Annotated in this window: 14 protein-coding genes; 4 read left to right on the top strand and 10 right to left on the bottom strand. The window is 62.1% G+C overall.

The features are described from left to right. Positions 1-21 precede the first annotated feature (21 nt). The 4 genes from GH663_RS04255 to GH663_RS04240 all read left to right on the top strand — a co-directional run bounded on the left by GH663_RS04255 (position 22) and on the right by GH663_RS04240 (position 4,377). Positions 22-1,053, top strand: a complete 1,032-nt coding sequence (locus tag GH663_RS04255) for a hypothetical protein (protein WP_211371056.1) — start codon at positions 22-24, stop codon at positions 1,051-1,053. 54 nt (positions 1,054-1,107) lie between these two features. Then, the gene (gene fabI, locus GH663_RS04250; protein WP_153130444.1) at positions 1,108-1,896 is read left to right on the top strand and encodes an enoyl-ACP reductase FabI; all 789 of its coding nucleotides are present in this window, start codon (positions 1,108-1,110) and stop codon (positions 1,894-1,896) included. A 114-nt stretch (positions 1,897-2,010) separates the two neighbouring features. Next, the gene (locus GH663_RS04245; protein WP_153130443.1) at positions 2,011-3,354 is read left to right on the top strand and encodes a DUF3300 domain-containing protein; all 1,344 of its coding nucleotides are present in this window, start codon (positions 2,011-2,013) and stop codon (positions 3,352-3,354) included. Between the two features lie 60 nt (positions 3,355-3,414). Beyond that, positions 3,415-4,377 (top strand): DUF2950 domain-containing protein, encoded by a 963-nt coding sequence (locus tag GH663_RS04240; RefSeq protein ID WP_153130442.1) that lies wholly within the window; start codon positions 3,415-3,417, stop codon positions 4,375-4,377. Between the two features lie 80 nt (positions 4,378-4,457). On the opposite strand, the gene GH663_RS04235 is transcribed toward GH663_RS04240, so the two are convergent. The 10 genes from GH663_RS04235 to zapE form a co-directional block, all read right to left on the bottom strand. Next, entirely contained in the window at positions 4,458-5,321 is an 864-nt protein-coding gene (locus GH663_RS04235) for a bile acid:sodium symporter family protein (protein ID WP_153130441.1), read from the bottom strand. A 106-nt stretch (positions 5,322-5,427) separates the two neighbouring features. Beyond that, the gene (locus GH663_RS04230) at positions 5,428-6,417 is read right to left on the bottom strand and encodes an LLM class flavin-dependent oxidoreductase (protein ID WP_153130440.1); all 990 of its coding nucleotides are present in this window, start codon (positions 6,415-6,417) and stop codon (positions 5,428-5,430) included. Continuing rightward, on the bottom strand, positions 6,414-7,343 hold the full coding sequence (locus GH663_RS04225) for a DMT family transporter (RefSeq protein ID WP_153130439.1): 930 nt from the start codon (positions 7,341-7,343) through the stop codon (positions 6,414-6,416). Before GH663_RS04225 ends, GH663_RS04230 begins: the two co-directional genes overlap by 4 nt. Positions 7,344-7,410: 67 nt before the next feature. Continuing rightward, complete coding sequence (locus GH663_RS04220; protein WP_153130438.1) at positions 7,411-8,499, bottom strand: alkene reductase; 1,089 nt, start codon at positions 8,497-8,499, stop codon at positions 7,411-7,413. A 108-nt stretch (positions 8,500-8,607) separates the two neighbouring features. Then, complete coding sequence (gene curR, locus GH663_RS04215) at positions 8,608-9,192, bottom strand: TetR family transcriptional repressor CurR (protein WP_153130437.1); 585 nt, start codon at positions 9,190-9,192, stop codon at positions 8,608-8,610. Between the two features lie 103 nt (positions 9,193-9,295). Beyond that, the gene (locus tag GH663_RS04210) at positions 9,296-12,229 is read right to left on the bottom strand and encodes an HD domain-containing phosphohydrolase (protein ID WP_153130436.1); all 2,934 of its coding nucleotides are present in this window, start codon (positions 12,227-12,229) and stop codon (positions 9,296-9,298) included. 114 nt (positions 12,230-12,343) lie between these two features. Beyond that, positions 12,344-12,589: a hypothetical protein gene (locus GH663_RS04205; RefSeq protein WP_153130435.1), complete on the bottom strand. Its 246-nt coding sequence runs from the start codon at positions 12,587-12,589 to the stop codon at positions 12,344-12,346. Further along, entirely contained in the window at positions 12,586-13,371 is a 786-nt protein-coding gene (locus tag GH663_RS04200; protein ID WP_153130434.1) for a secretin GspD/PilQ domain-containing protein, read from the bottom strand. Before GH663_RS04200 ends, GH663_RS04205 begins: the two co-directional genes overlap by 4 nt. A 27-nt stretch (positions 13,372-13,398) precedes the next feature. Next, positions 13,399-14,646: an HD domain-containing phosphohydrolase gene (locus GH663_RS04195; RefSeq protein ID WP_153130433.1), complete on the bottom strand. Its 1,248-nt coding sequence runs from the start codon at positions 14,644-14,646 to the stop codon at positions 13,399-13,401. Positions 14,647-14,649: 3 nt separating this feature from the next. Further along, entirely contained in the window at positions 14,650-15,765 is a 1,116-nt protein-coding gene (gene zapE / locus GH663_RS04190; RefSeq protein WP_153130432.1) for a cell division protein ZapE, read from the bottom strand. Positions 15,766-15,811: the final 46 nt, after the last annotated feature.

Genomic DNA, 15,811 nt, shown 5'->3' with positions numbered 1-15,811 from the left:
GCGAAACGGAGGTAATGCATCATGCTGAAACTGTTTCAATCCATCTTCGGGGGCAATGAACAGCCGGGGCGCTACCCCGAGTCGCTGATCGAGATGGCGATCGAACGTGCTGTCGATGGCACAGACCCGAGGTTGCGGGCGGTCCCGGCTTACCGCAAGCGGCTGCGTGAGCCGGTGATCCACGCCATCGATCATGTCGTTGCACTGGTTGAACTGCTGCCTGCCCCCCTCTTGGCGGCCAGTTCGGAGTTTTCCCGCGACCCCAGGCTGAAAGCGTTGTTCGTTTCGCCGGAACACATGCGCGAGGTCTTCGGCAACGACCCGCAACTCAGCGAGTTTCGCGACACCAATAACGGCCCGGGCAATGGGCTGACGGCGCTCTTGTTGGCCGAGCGCAAGGAGAAACAGACCTTCGGTATGGAGGTGGCCGGTGACACGGTGCGTCGGGATGTGGCGCAAATGACGGTCAGTTTCACCCATCATCGCCTGATCGACCTGAGTGCCAACGAGGCCGAGACGCGCCGCATGCTCCGCCACCGCGCCTTCGACCACCTGATCAGTATCGCGCTGTCGCATATTTCCGATGCCAAGAGCGAGCGGGTCGAGCTCAAGCACCGGCACGAACTGCTCAAAGGCAAACTGAAGGTCTTGCAGAAAGGCGGCTGGAGCTTTGACGACAAGGCCGGCGAACACGCCGATCCGGCTACCTTGCAGCGGGAATTCGATGACATCGAGGGGCAACTGGCCGCCTTGAGCATTGACGACACCACACTCAACTGGCAACTCGACACCCTGAGCAAGGTACTGCAGGAAGCCGAACAGCAATTCTGGGCCGAGAACATCGACCTTTATCTGGATCGCATGAATATCCGGCGCCCGGCCGGCGATGCCGATGCCCAGCTGGTCAACTTCAAGGAACTGCATAACGTGCTGGGCCAGAACATGGTCATGCTTTTTGTCTCGATCAGCCCCGACGAGTTGCCGAAGCGCAAGAGCTTCGCCGAAAACGCCGATCGCTGCCTGGCCGAACTCGGCTTGTCAGGGCAGCGCTGAAAATCGCATTTTTTACCACGTCGACCGCAAGAAATAACATCAAGGAGACATTGCATGGCCAAGGACAAAAACTATCGCCCCCCCATTCTTGAAGGCAAGAAGGCGCTGATCGTCGGTGTCGCCAACGATAACTCGATCGCCTACGGTTGCGCCCGCGCCTTCCATGAACTGGGCTGCGAGGTGGCGATTACCTACCTGAATGAAAAAGCCAGGCCGCATGTCGAACCGCTGGCCAAAGCCGTCGATGCCAAGATCTTCGTGCCGCTCGATGTCTCCAAGCCGGGCGAACTGGAAGCCGTTTTCAAGCGCATCGAGCAGGAATGGGGCGAACTCGACATCGTCGTCCATTCAATCGCTTCGGCCAAGAAGGAAGACATCAAGGGCAAGCTGATCGACTGTTCGGCCGATGGCTTCGCGCTGGCGATGGACATTTCGGTGCACTCCTTCATCCGCATGGCCAAGCTGGCGGCACCACTGATGAAGAAAGGCGGCACCATGTTTGCGATGAGCTACCACGGCGCCCGCAAGGTCGTGCCAAACTACAATGTGATGGGTCCGGTCAAGGCGGCGCTCGAAGCCGCCTGCCGCTACCTGGCCTACGAACTGGGCAAGAAGAAGATCCGGGTTCACACCATATCGCCCGGCCCGCTCAAGACCCGCGCCGCATCCGGACTGAAGGACTTCGACCTGCTGCTCAACGAAGCCATCGAACGCGCCCCGGTCGGACAACTGGTAGACATCATGGATGTCGGCTTCGCCTGCGCCTACCTGGCCACCCCTTATGCCCGCCGAATGACCGGCGAGACCTTGTATGTCGATGGCGGCGTCAATATCATGGCATGACAGGCTGCCCAGTAAAGACACGAATCGCTGCGCTGATCCAATGTCCAACAACAAGGCTGGCGCAGTATTGCAAATGCTCACCCAGCCGGTCCGCTGAATAAAGGAGCCATTCTCATGCCCTCAGGCATTACGCGTTTAGTCGCTGCCCTGCTTTCAGGCAGCGTTGCCATTTCTGGCTGTAGCGCTGCACCGCCGGCCGCTCCGCCACCGACGACATCGACAACAAGCGCCGCCTCGGCGCAGAACACCGGCAGCCTGAGTCAGGAACAACTCGAGCAATTGCTCGCCCCGGTTGCCCTTTACCCCGATGCCTTGCTGGCCCAGATCCTGATGGCCTCGACCTATCCGCTGGAAGTCGTCGAAGGGGCGCGCTGGAGCAAGGCCAACCCGGACGTCAAGGACAAGGCACTCGAAGATGCGATGCAGAAGCAGTCCTGGGATCCGAGCGTCAAATCGCTGACCGCCTTTCCGCAAGTGCTGCAGATGATGAATGAGAAGCTCTCCTGGACGCAGCAACTCGGCGATGCCTTCCTGGCCGACCAGCAGCGCGTCATGAGCTCGGTGCAAAAGTTGCGCAAGGCCGCCAATGACCAGGGCAACCTGAAGAGCAGCAAGGAACAGAACGTCGTCGTCGAACAGGGCACCAGCGAAACCATCATCAAGATCGAGCCGGCCGATCCGGCTGTCGTCTATGTACCGACCTACAACCCGAGCGTGGTCTATGGCACCTGGCCTTACCCGGCCTACCCGCCGTATTACTACTACCCACCCGGTTACGTGCCGGGAGCAGCCTTCTGGACGTTTACCGCCGGCGTGATCGTCGGCTCGGCGCTGTGGGGCGGTTGCAACTGGCGCGGCAACAACGTTTACATCAACCACAACAACTACAACAACTTCAACCGGACCAATATCTCCGGCAATACCAACTGGAACCACAACGTCGAGCATCGGCGCGGCGTTTCCTACAAGGACCAGCGCGTCGCGCAGCAGTACAACCGCGGTACCAATACGCGCGATGCGCAGGCCCGCGAGCAATTCCGCGGCCGAGCCGAAGCCGGCCGCAGCGAGTTGGGACAACCTGGCGGCGGCGACCGGGCCGCAACAGCGGATCGCGGTCGCGATGCCGGGGCAGGTACGCGCGACACCCAGCGCGGTGGCGCGGGGCGCGACGGCGGCCCCAGTGCCGGCACCTCGGACATTTCACGGGGCGGCCGCGATGGCGGGCCGAGCGCGGGTACGTCAGACATGTCGCGCGGTGGGCGCGATGGCGCAAGCGGCCGGGATGTTTCCGGCAGCCGTCAGGCCAGTAGTTTCGGCGGCGCCGATCATGGCCGGCAAGCCAGCGACTTCGGCAGCCGGGGAGCGTCAAGCCGGCAAAGCAGCGGCTTCAGCGGTGGTGGCGGCAACTTCGGCGGTGGGCGAGCAGGTGGCGGCGGTGGGCGCGGCGGTCGACGGTAGTCGGCGGCGTCTTTTCAAGCTTTCCTCATCCTCACCTCTTTCGCCTTGGGAGTAATCCTCATGTCATTCTCGAATTCCTTCATCTGCCGGGCCGCGGCCAAGTCCTTGCCGCCCCTCGCCCTGCTGCTGGCCATCGCAGCCACCCCGGTCTCCGCCGCTGCGCTGTACGGCAAAGCCTATCCCTCGCCAGACGCGGCGGCGGCCGATCTTCTTGAAGCCGCCCGCTCGGGCAACAGCAAACGCATTCAAACCGTGTTCGGGGCCAAGGCCAAGCGCCTGGGTTCCGGCGACCCGGTCCGGGCGAAGTACGAGCGAGAGTTGTTCGTCAGTGCCTACAACGAAAAGCATGAACTGCGCATGGAGGGCGATCAGCGGGCGACGCTCGTTCTCGGCAACAACGAGTGGCCTTTCCCCGTGCCGCTGGTCAAGATCGGCAACATCTGGCGCTTCGACCCGGCCGCCGGCATGGACGAGATCGTCAATCGGCGCATTGGCCAAAACGAGCTGTACGCCATCCAGGTCCTGCAGGCCATTGTCGATGCCCAGTACGACTACGCCTCGGTGGACCGCGACGGCGACGGGCTGCGCGAATACGCCCAGAAGTTCAGCAGCACGCCCGGCCAGCACGATGGCTTGTACTGGCCGACCCAGGCCGGCGAGGCACCAAGCCCGCTCGGCCCCCTGCTCGCCTTTGCCGAAAGCAAGGGCTACGCGAGAAAGAGTGGAAAACCGGCCCCCTACTGGGGCTACTACTATCGCATCCTGACCGAACAGGGCGGCGACACACCGGGCAATAGCTACAACTACCTGGCCGGCGACAAGCTGATCGGCGGTTTTGCGGTGATCGCCTATCCGGCCGACTACGGGGCATCGGGGATCAAGAGCTTCATCGTCAACCACGAAGGCGTGGTTTATGAAAAGGACCTCGGGGCGGATACGGCCAAAACCGCCGCCGCGATCAAGCAGTTCAACCCTGGCGACAACTGGGAAAAGGCGGTAAAACCCGAGTTGACCGCAAGGTAGCAAACCGCTTCGCCAACAATGCGCCAGCCCGCCGTTCGATAACGATCTGCGGGCTGTTTGCGTTGTTTGGCCGCCCGGCTCTAGGTGGCCCTGGCTGCACGGCGCCGCCAGACGACATAGGGCAGCACGGTCAAGGCGCAGACGACGAGATAGGCGAGTATCGTCGCCATGACAGTCGGCGGCGCGCCGTTCAACGAAGCGACGAGCAGCGCCAGGCCAGGATTACGGGCCGCGCTGGCCACGGCATTCGCCGTCCTCGTCGCCGGGTCCGGGCCGCCTAGCAGATGACCCGCCATCAGGGCGAGCAGCGTCATCGTGACAATTCCCAGAATGGCCCGCGGGCCAGCATCAATCACCGTTTGCCAGACGTTGATCAGGGCCAGAACGGTGAGCAGCAGCAACAAGCCGCCTGCGACAGGGGCCAGGCGTGGCAGCAACAGCGCTGCCAGGCGGGTGCTCGAGCGGCGTGCCAGGAGGCCGATGCCGAGGGGCAGCAATTGGGCGAAAAAAACCTGGCGGCCGAGGCTCCAGGGATCGATCGAGGCATTGGCGTCGTACAGCAGGTCGAGCACGGCAATCCACAGGGGCATCGAGAGCACGGCGAGCAAGACGACCGCGATTTGCAGGGTGACGGCAAACGAAGCATGTCCGCCAGCACCGATCGAACGGCGCAGCGCGACCGGTGCCCCGGGCGAAATCGACATCAGCACGATACCAATTTCGACTGCCCGGTTCAGTTCAAAATGGCGGATCACGGCCAGCGCCAGCACCGGCACCACAACCAGTACCGCGAACAGCCCTTTCATAAGCTGGCCAGGATGCTTTCCGACCCAAGCCAGCTCTTCGGGCACGATACTCAAGCCGGCATGAAACATCACGGCCCACAGCGTCAATACGGCAAGGCTGGAAAATACGACATCCGGAATAGGACCATCAATCGGCATGCTCTGTTGTCCCCCTTGATGCCAGCCAATTGGCTAAGCATCTTGAGTATATCGCCATCCAGGCATGGCGCCGCCGGCCAGCGACACCGGGCGAGAGATTAACGGCCTATCGTGCCAGTGCTGCGATCTCCAGCGAACGTAAGCGTAGAGCCGGATCGAAGATGTCGCAGACCAGCATCAGTTCGTCGGCGCCGCTGGCCTGTTGCAGTTCGGCCAGGCCGGCTGCCACTTTGTCCGGCCCGCCGATCACCGCTGCGCCGAGGAAATCGCGGATTGCCGACTGCTCGTGCGGCTGCAGGCCAGCCAGAAAATCGGCTTGCGGTGGCGGTAGACCGCGGCGGTCACCACGCAGAATACCGAGCACCCGTTGATAGGTGCTGCTCGCCAGGTATTCGGCCTCGGCATCGTCGGGCGCCGCGATCAACGGCACGCCGATCATCACGTAGGGACGTGCCAGCACCGCCGACGGCTGGAAATTCCGGCGATACAGCTCGACCGCCTGCAGCAGCATGGCCGGTGCGAAGTGCGAGGCAAAGGCATAGGGCAGACCGCGCTCGGCCGCCAGCCGAGCCGAAAACAGGCTGGAACCAAGCAGCCAGATCGGCACCTGCGTACCGGCGCCGGGCGTCGCGACGATGGCCTGTCCGGGCTGCACCGGCCCGAGCAACTGCTGCAGCTCCGCCACCTCGCGCGGGAAATCGGCTTCACGCTCAAGACGGTCGCGGCGTAGCGCGCGCATTGTCTGCTGATCGGTCCCCGGGGCGCGCCCCAGCCCGAGGTCGATGCGCTGCGGATAAAGTTCGGCCAGCGTCCCGAAGGCCTCGGCCACCACCAGCGGCGCGTGATTGGGCAGCATGATGCCGCCCGAGCCGACCCGGATACGACTGGTCGCCCCCGCGATGTGGCCGACCAGCACGGCGGTGGCCGAACTGGCGATGCCCGGCATGTTGTGATGCTCGGCCAGCCAGTAGCGCTCGAACCCCAGAGCCTCGACATGGCGAGCGGTGCGCACGGAAATGGCCAGCGCGTCGGCCACCGTCCCGCCCTCACGCACGGCAACGAGGTCGAGCATGGAAAGTTTGTACGGTGTCGTCATGACGTTACCTGAACCTCTTTTTGAATAATCGCTTTGGCCGGATTTCGCCGACTGGCCGCCCAGCCTAGCAAAGAAAGTAGCGCCAGGCCGCTGCCGATCAGCAGAATGCCGGCCACCTCGATGCCTTTGAACTCTTCACCAAAGGTCAGGCGTGACAACAGGATCGCCACCACCGGCGTGCCGAGTACCGACAGACTGGCCTCCCAGGCCGGCACCCGGTCGAGGATGTAGATCCACAGCCACCAGCACATGGCCGTGCTGGCAATCGACATGAAGGCGAGAATGCCGGCATAGGGCAGCGACCATTCGGTCGCCCGTTCCGGAACCACGCAGGCGAGCAAAATGAGCGGACCGGCGCCGAGTATCATCTGCCAGGTGGTCAGGGCGAGCAGATCGACCTGTTGGGTCGAGCGCAAGCGCTTGACCAGAATGGTACCGATGCCCCAGCAAAGCGCTGCCATCAGACCGAGGAATTTGCTGAACAGGCTGGAATGCATGTCCCACGGCTCGATGATCAGCAATAGACCAGTCAGCGTACAGGCCGCCGCCAGCCACTGCTTGCCCTTGATCCGCTCGCCAAGGATGGGCCAAGCCATCAGCAGCGTCCAGATCGGCATCGTGAAAATCAGCACGGCCGTCTTGCCGGGACCGCCTTCAACCAGCGCCCAGGTCTGGAAGGCCATGAAGCCGGCCACTTGGGTCAAGCCGATGGCCAGCGTCGGCCCCGGCGCCACCAGCTTCAGCGGGCGCCCCATCAGCTTGAGCGCGAGAACCAGGGCCAGCGCTCCGCCAATACAGCGCTCGGCGGCGAAAGCGAAAGGCGGCGCATAGACCAGGCCTTGCTTGGCCAGGACCCAGGTGTAACCCCAGGTTAGCGACAGGACGATCAGGGCAAGCGCTGGTAGCCAGCGGCGATATGAAGACATTGAAAATCCAGATAAGACAAAAGAAAACCGTGACGGAGCGCTCCGTCACGGCAATTGCATAAGCCGATTAGTCGGCCAGCGTTGGGTAATCCGTATAACCTTCGGCGCCCCCGCCATAGAGCTTGTCAGCCTGCAATTCGTTCAACGGCGCCTCTTCCCGCAAGCGACGTACCAGGTCTGGATTGCTGATGAAGGGCCGACCAAAGGCGATCAGATCGGCCTGGCCATCGTTCAATGCCGCCTGCGCCATGTCGCGGCTATAGCCGTTGTTGAGCATCCAGGCACCGGAAAACCGCTGGTGCAGTGCTGCATAATCAAAGGCCTTGGCCGCCGCCGGAGCGCGCTCACCGCCGGTTTCGCCTTCGATCACATGCAGGTAAGCCAGCTTAAGCGGCGCCAGTTGTTCGACGACGTAGTTGAACAGAGCCTGCGGATCGCTATCGAGCGGCGTGTCGCTGAAGGTGGTCATCGGGCTGAAGCGGACGCCGGTGCGACCGCCGCCGATTTCACCGGCCACCGCCTGCATCACTTCGAGCAGCAGGCGGGCGCGGTTGGCGATGCTGCCGCCGTACGGCCCGCTACGGTCATTGACGCTGTCGCGCAGGAACTGGTCGAGCAGATAGGAATTGGCGGCATGTACCTCGACGCCGTCGAAACCGGCTTCGATGGCAAGGGCTGCGGCACGGCGGTAATCGGCGACCAGGCCGGGCAGTTCGTCGTCACGCAGGGCACGCGGCGCGGAAACCGGAACGAAACCGTCGCGGGTAAAGGTCATCGCCTCGGGACGACGATTGGTCGAGGAAACCGGCGCAGCACCGTCCGGCAGCAGGGAGCTGTGCGAAATGCGGCCAACGTGCCAGAGCTGCAGCACGATACGCCCGCCTTCGGCATGCACGGCATTGGTCACCTTGCGCCAGGCGGCTACCTGCCCGGTCGTGTAGATGCCCGGGGTATCGAGATAGCCCTGGGCCATCGGGCTGATCTGGCTGGCCTCGGCAATGATCAGGCCGGCGCTCGCCCGCTGCCGGTAATACTCGACGGTCAGCGGACCCGGCTGCAGGCCTTCGACGGCACGGTTGCGAGTCAGCGGCGCCATAACGATGCGGTTGGCGAGCGGGATATCACCGACGTTGATGGGATCGAACAATGAACTCATGGATCTTCTCCTTGTTGGGAATTACATATGCTTTATTAGACCGGTCGTCTAATATCAACGGTAAAAAATTGGCCGCCTACGACAGCGGCCGGTTCAATGCATGGCAACTCAGTGTGACAAAACCTTTTCCGTAACCTGCATGGCGTTATCGAGCGCCTTGCTGTCGCGGTGCAACTTGCCGAGCAGGCTGGCCCCCAGCCAGAGCTGGTAGAGCATCTGGGCAGTGGCGAGCGGTGCCAGTGCCGGCAGCGAACCGTCCGCTACGCCGGCTTCGATCAATTGGGCGATGCGGGCAACGATTTGATCGGTGCCATCGCGCAAGGTGATCCGCATCGCGTCCGACAAGTCGGCCACCTCGGCACTCAGCTTGACGACCAGGCACTTCTGCTCGCTGCAGTCGGCACACTGCGAATGCCGCCACTGCTGCCAGAAATGCATCAGGCGCTCGCGCCCAGACAGCTCTTCGCTCTGCAGCAAGGCATCGATTTCGGCCAGATAGCAATCGAAATGATCCCTGAGCAGCGCTTGGCCAAACAGTTCCTTGGATTCGAAGTAATGGTAGAACGAGCCTTTCGGCACGCCGGCCGTTTTCAGGATTTCGTTGAGGCCGACACTCGAAAAGCCCTTGCCGGCAATAATCCGCTTGCCGGTATCGATAACGTGCTGTCGGGTGTTGTCGTGACGAATGTTCATGCAGGTAAGATTGCCATAAATTAGACCGGTCGTCTAGTCCTCAATTTTTAATTGTCGGAAATGGCTGGCCAGTCGCTTCCGGCCGCGAAACGCTGGCCGGCAACTACGCGGCAGTAGGCGCTGCGGCGGGGCCGACGAAGGCCTCGATGTCGATTTCGTCGATCTGCTCCGGCCGCATGAAGCGCTCGGCGTATTCCCGGTAAACCCCGGCACGCAGAAAGATGTCGAACAGCTCGGCATCGATGTGTTGCGCCTTTTTCATCGTCGCCATGATCTGGATCGCCTCCGACAGCTTCTTGCCTTTCTTGTACGGACGATCGATTGCGGTCAACGCCTCGAAAATGTCGGAAATCGCCATCATCCGGGCGACCGGACTCATCTCCTCGCGACGCAGGCGTTTCGGGTAGCCGGTGCCGTCCATCTTCTCGTGGTGGCCGCCGGCGATCTCGGGCACCTGGCGCAGATGCTTGGGAAACGGCAACTGGGTCAGCATGATGATGGTCTGGATGATGTGCTCGTTGATCTTGTAGCGTTCTTCGTCCGACAAGGTGCCGCGCGCCACGCCGAGGTTGTGCAGTTCGCCCCGGTTGTAGAGCAGTTCGGGCGGCGGCATGCGGAAGCCCCAGCGATTGTCGTCCGGCATCTGGTCGCGTACCCCGCGTTCGAAACGATGTTCCGGCTTGTCGGCCAGCAAAGGCTCGTCGACCGGCAGAGCGGGCGCCGGTATGCGTTCCTTGCGCGCCTTTTCCTCATGCGAGATGCCGATCCGGTCATCGAGCGTCCGCCGCCAGGTCCGGCCGGCGATGGCCTTGAGCCGTTCGATTTTTTCAGCCGCCATGAATTCGCCGCCTTCGTTGCAGGTCGCGACAAAGGCAAAATCGGCATCAAGGGCTGCGAGCTGTTCGGCCAAGCGGTCCCGCGCCGACGCTGCCTGCTCGCCAGCGGCGATCGCCTGCAGGCAGGCGATTTCGGCATCGCGCTTGAGCACCTCGAAACGCATCCGGACTTCGTGGATACGGTCGTAAAGCGATTCGAGCTTGGTCGCCTTGTCGACGACATATTCGGGCGTCGTGACTTTGCCGCAGTCGTGCAGCCAGGCCGCGACATGCACTGACTCCCAGCCCTCCTCGTCGAGTTGAAAGTCCTTGTAAGGGCCACTCGATTCGGCACAGGCCGCTTTCGCCAGCATCTTGGTCAGTTCCGGGACACGGGCGCAATGGCCGCCGGTGTAAGGACTTTTGGCATCGATCGCACCGGCAATCATCTGGATGAAGGATTCGAACAGCACCTTCTGGGCGTGGATCAGCTCCTTACTCTCGATAGACACCGCCGAAGAGCCTGACAGTGCCTCGATGAAGCGCAGCCGTGCCTGGTCGGTTTCACTCAGCCGGAACAGCACCATGGCCCCCACCAGGTTGTGCTGGCGATTGAGCAGCGGCACGGCGATGGCATGGCTTTTACCGGGCAGGCAGTTTGAATCGACGACACCCAGCGCCTTGAGGTCGGCCTCGCCGAGCCGGCCGGTCTGCGCCCGACCGGAGGCGATGGCCGCGCTCAGCAACGGCCCGGCCAGGGCCGGGTCGAGCCCGGTGCTTTCCGCCATCAGCGGCCCGCCATCCGCTTTCATCGCAGCGGCCTGGACCAGCATGTCGTTCTCGGCCAGGTAGAGGATGCCGGCTTCAGCTTCACCGGCTGAAATGGTTTCCCGCAACAAGCTGGGCAGCAAGCGGCTGAAATTGTTCTCGCTGGCGACCGCCATGCTGATGTCGAGGAAACGCCGGATCGTCCGCTTCATGACGCCCATCGTCACCGCCAGTTCATTGACCTCGAGCACCATCGAGTCGACCGCGATCGGGTGCGAGAACTCGAAGCGACGGATTGACTCGGCCTCGCCGACCAATTGCTGCAGTTCCCTGGAAATGCGCCGCGCCAGTGCCAGCGTTGCCGGAATGGCCAGTGCAATCACCAGCAACATGGCAACAACGAGGTGTCGCATCAGCTTGTGGGCCGGCGCCATCAACTCCTGATCGGGAATGGCCGCCACCAGAAAAAGCGGATTGGTGCCTTCGAGCTTGAACGATCGAATCGATGTATGCCAACGCTCACCGTCAAGCGTCAGCACAGCATTTTGTGCTGCCTGTTCATCCGACTTGAAACTGGCTGCCGTGAACTGGGCCAGCACCGGCACGCCCAAATCCCTGATATTCGGCAGATGCAAAGGTTCCGGCGCCTGCCCGGCCGGCGGCAAGGCATTGCTGAAGTCGTCGGCGGCGATGACCTGCCCTGCCGCATTGCTCAACACGAGATGCGTGCCGGGCGTTACTTTCTGCGCGGCGAGCAGTTGATTCAGTGTATCCAGGCCGATATCGGCCCCGACCACGGCCCCACCCTTGCTGGCACGGCTGGCGATGGTGGTGCCCGGCTTGCCGGAGGTAAAGAACAGGTAGGGCGGCGTCTTGATCTGGCCTTTGGAACGCATCGCTGCGGTATACCAGTCGCGGTTGCGCGGATCGAACTTTGCCGCATATTCGGGACGCACATCGCTGCGCAGCGTCACCAGGGCTGCATCCAAATAGATGAAGCGCCCCGTGCTCCCGCCTTCGGCGTGCTCGATACTCTGCACGATGTAGGCGGTTCCCTCGGGCGCCGCAAAATATTTCAGCTCGGCCGCCTCGCTGACCCGTCGGAACAAGAAGAAATCACCGCTTTCGTAGCCGACATACAGCGAAGTCAGCGCACTTGAGCTATTCAGCAATTCGCGCATGAAATCGAGCTGGCTTAGTCGCCCCTCGAACGTACGCTGCTGCGTGATGTCATCGAGACCGAGCAGCCGGGTCGCGACCTCGGCCGGCGCCAGCAGGCCGGTAAAATTGCCAAGCACCTCGCGCTGGATGCGGGTACTCAGCTCCGCCGCGGTCGATTCAAGAATATCCTGGCTGATCTTGTAGCCAATGCCGCCGATCACCCCGCCGACCAGCAGGGTCAGGATCAGGAACAAGGTTGAGATATGAACCTGAAGCGGGAAACGGCGTTTCATGGCAGCCTCGACGAGCGAAGATATGCGGCCATGATACGCACACTACGGCCGCCAGGTCGATGGCGGACGGCTTATCGCAAACGGCTGAAGCAGTTTTTTGAAAATTGCCCTTTTTTAATGGTCGACCGCAGCATCCTCGTTCGGCAGCGGTGGTTGCGGCCGACTAATGACATAAAGCACCACGGTGCAGGCACCGAGAAAACCAACCGCAGCCAGGGCGCTCGGCACCCAGGTATCGGCCAGCCCGCGCTCCATCCACAACCAGACAAACAGGCCGAAGGCCGGCAGGGCTAGCAAGGCACAAAAAACAGCAGTGGCCAGGGCCACTTTTTGTCCGATATGACGTTTCAAATCACTCACTCTACTTCCTCCACCATAAGCCAAATTGAGCGATTGTCACGAGCATCGCTGGTTGAAAGACTGAGCGCTCCACTCTGATTACCACTGGCCTGGCGGCCGCTGCCGCCCAGCTCTATCCATTCACCGAGGCGCCCGGAAACCGTCGTCGACAAGCGCTGGCTGTTGATACTGCCATAGCCGCCCTGACTGGCCGCCTGCTGGCTGATATCGAGCGTTACCCGCTCGCCATTGAGGCGGGGTACGGCATAGAAGCCGCGTCCGACATCCTGATAAACCACCGTTTCATTGACCACTGCCCCACCCGGCCCGATCACCACTTGGCGCATCGGAATCGGCAAGGAACGGCCAACCTGGATAAAGGCCTGGCCGCCCTCGACCGTCTGCACCATTTGCGCGGCGCTTTCGCCGCGCACGCTCTTGGTGTCCCAGACCCGGGCCTCGACATTGCTGCGCCGCGTGCTGCCGAGCACGACCTGGCCACTGGCCTCGCCGCCACGGGCGCTGTCCTCGGCCTGCCGGTTCTGGCTGACGCGAATGATCAAACGCCGCGTCGGCGTATCGATCGCCGCCAGCGCCTTCTTGATGTCCGCCCGGTTGCGGGGCGAGGCGCGCAGGAATAGCTGGTTGTTCATGCCGGTCAAGGTGCCACCCGGCTCGACCAGCGGCAGCAGCACGGGCAGGACTTGCTCGACGCTCTTGCTCTTCAGTTCAATGACTTCCAGTTGCTGCGCCCAGACCGGCGCGGCAAACCACAGGCTCAGTAACAACAGGATTCTTGGCATGGCAGGGCCTCCGTCAGAAATGCCGGGCTAGTTCTGGCACAGGGCGATGCGGTGGCAGTGCGCCAGATCCGCCGCCACCGCCGCCACGACGGTCGCGTCGGCCCGGCCGCTAGCCGCCCGCTCGTGCAGGATCGTCATGATCTGCGCCGGCAACATCGGCTTGCGATAGGGCCGCTCCTGGGCCAGCGCCTGAAAAATGTCGGCGACGTTGATGATACGCGCCGCCAGCGGCAAGGCGTCGCCACCGAGATGAAAAGGGTAACCGTGCCCGTCCGGTGTTTCATGGTGATAGGCAGCCCAACGTGCAATTTCATCGATGGCATGCAACGGCTTCAAGACTTGCAGGGTGCCGTAGCTATGCCCCTTCATGATGTCGAACTGGTGTGGCGTCAGCGGGTCGTGGCCCTCGATGATCTCGTCGGGTATCTGCAGCTTGCCGATGTCGTGCAACAAACCGGCAACCTCGATTTTTTCGCAGGTGACTGCATCCAGGCCCAGGCGTTCGGCCAGGAACCGCGACAGTCGGGCAACGCCACGTGAATGCTGCTCGGTATAGGGCGACTTGGCGTCGATGATGCGGGCAAAAATATCGGCGCAGCGCTTGAAGTCATTCCAGCCGACCATCTGCAAATCGCCATGGGACTCCATGTCCGTATGGTATTGATGCACGCACTCCGGCTGCAGCGCCAGCCAGAATGCCTCGCCCTCGGAGATCGCCATGAAGGCATCGATCAACTCGGGTGCGAACATCCGGCCACGCTCCCTGGCCAGACGCAGGCGAATTTCCTCGACATGCGCCAACAGGGTCTGCTCGGCATGAAATGGCGCTGCCAGCACGTCGATGCGATCGGCGAGATAGATCAGGTTGGCAAAGCGCGCCGTATTGTCCGGCAGGCTTTGTTGCAGCAACCACTCCCAACGGCTGTGATGGAAACGGACGATGCCTGCCAGATGCGCCAGCGGCGGAAAGTCCACCAGCAAGTCGTAACCGCGGACGCAGTGCGCATCCGCTCCGGCCCACTCAAGATCGGCAACCAGCCGGCGATGGACGCGGGTCGATGAAACCCCGCAGTCATGCAGCAGGCCGGCATCATAGAGCTGCAGTTGCTCCGCTTCGGGCCAGCCCATGTGACAGGCCAACTCGCGCGCCAGCATGGCGACGCGGCGGCCATGCAGCACATCGTCGACACCGACCAGATCGACGGCATGGGCGATAGTCATCACCAACAGCCTCAGGTCGATGGCCAGGTCTTCCGGAAGCGTGGCGGTGAGCAACGGTCAGCTCGCGTTATGCGGCAGGGCCAGATATTCCTGGGAATGCATTTCGGTCATCCTGCTGACCGTACGGGCAAACTCGGAGGCCTGCGTCCCCTCGGTGTACAGTTCCTCCGGGGCACAATCGGCAGTCGCGATCAGCTTGACCTTGTGGTCGTAGAAAACATCGACCAGCCAGGTGAAACGACGCGCTTCCGAGGCCTGGTGCTGAGTCATCTTCGGAATATGGGAGAGCAGCACCGTGTGATAGGCGCGGGCAATTTCCAGATAATCGTTCTGCGAACGCGGTCCACCGCAGAGGGTACGAAAATCGAACCAGATCACCCCATGACCGCGCCGAACGGTATCGACCTGGCGACCGAGGATCTCGACATGGCCACCCTTCTTGCCCTCCTCGCCGGCCACCATCCGGAAGTAGTCGAGCATCTTCTTCTCGGCATTGGCATCGGCTGGGTAATGATAGATCTCGACTTGCTCCAGGGCGCGCAACCGGTAGTCGATACCGGCTTCCACTTCAAAGACCTTGAGGTGCTTCTGCAGCAGCGCAATGGTCGGCAGAAAGCTCTCGCGGTGCAGGCCGTCCGGGTAGAGTTTTTCCGGCGGGTAGTTTGAGGTCATCACCAGAATGACCCCCTTGGCAAACAGCCCATCCATCAGGCGCCCGAGAATCATCGCATCGGCGATGTCGGAAACGTGGAACTCGTCGAAACAGAGCAGCCGCACATCGCGGGCGATCTGCTCGGCCACCTTCAGCACCGGGTCGGTCTCGCCCTTGAACTGCTCGAGATCGCGATGGATTTGCTGCATGAAGGCGTGAAAATGGATGCGCCGCTTGCGCCGGTAAGGCACCGAGTCGTAGAAACAGTCCATCAGGAAACTCTTGCCGCGGCCGACCCCGCCCCAGAAATACACGCCTTGTGGCGGCGTCGGCGGTGCAAGCAGACGCTTCAGCGTACTGCCCCGCTTGACCTTGAAGGCAAGCAGGTTCGAATAGAGCGACTGCAGCGCACTGGCGGCAGCCATCTGGGCGGCATCGGCAACATAGCCCCGCGTCGCGAGCAGGGCCTCGTAGGCATCCATCATGCCATGGGCGGAAACGTTCAGTTTTTTGTGCGGCATGACCAGATTTTAACAGGCCAGGCCGGCCCGCGCAGCGAAAGCCGGA

The organism is Dechloromonas hortensis (assembly GCF_009469765.1).
Lineage (GTDB): Bacteria > Pseudomonadota > Gammaproteobacteria > Burkholderiales > Rhodocyclaceae > Azonexus > Azonexus hortensis.
This window is presented reverse-complemented; position numbering and strand designations above follow the sequence as displayed.

Excerpts from the sequence above, each read along its gene's own strand:
- curR (WP_153130437.1), bottom strand. The coding sequence starts at position 9,192 with ATGAACATTCGTCACGACAACACCCGACAGCACGTTATCGATACCGGC.
- GH663_RS04240 (WP_153130442.1), top strand. The coding sequence starts at position 3,415 with ATGTCATTCTCGAATTCCTTCATCTGCCGGGCCGCGGCCAAGTCCTTG.
- GH663_RS04200 (WP_153130434.1), bottom strand. The coding sequence starts at position 13,371 with ATGCCAAGAATCCTGTTGTTACTGAGCCTGTGGTTTGCCGCGCCGGTC.
- GH663_RS04235 (WP_153130441.1), bottom strand. The coding sequence starts at position 5,321 with ATGCCGATTGATGGTCCTATTCCGGATGTCGTATTTTCCAGCCTTGCC.
- GH663_RS04245 (WP_153130443.1), top strand. The coding sequence starts at position 2,011 with ATGCCCTCAGGCATTACGCGTTTAGTCGCTGCCCTGCTTTCAGGCAGC.
- fabI (WP_153130444.1), top strand. The coding sequence starts at position 1,108 with ATGGCCAAGGACAAAAACTATCGCCCCCCCATTCTTGAAGGCAAGAAG.
- GH663_RS04255 (WP_211371056.1), top strand. The coding sequence starts at position 22 with ATGCTGAAACTGTTTCAATCCATCTTCGGGGGCAATGAACAGCCGGGG.
- GH663_RS04210 (WP_153130436.1), bottom strand. The coding sequence starts at position 12,229 with ATGAAACGCCGTTTCCCGCTTCAGGTTCATATCTCAACCTTGTTCCTG.
- zapE (WP_153130432.1), bottom strand. The coding sequence starts at position 15,765 with ATGCCGCACAAAAAACTGAACGTTTCCGCCCATGGCATGATGGATGCC.
- GH663_RS04225 (WP_153130439.1), bottom strand. The coding sequence starts at position 7,343 with ATGTCTTCATATCGCCGCTGGCTACCAGCGCTTGCCCTGATCGTCCTG.
- GH663_RS04220 (WP_153130438.1), bottom strand. The coding sequence starts at position 8,499 with ATGAGTTCATTGTTCGATCCCATCAACGTCGGTGATATCCCGCTCGCC.
- GH663_RS04230 (WP_153130440.1), bottom strand. The coding sequence starts at position 6,417 with ATGACGACACCGTACAAACTTTCCATGCTCGACCTCGTTGCCGTGCGT.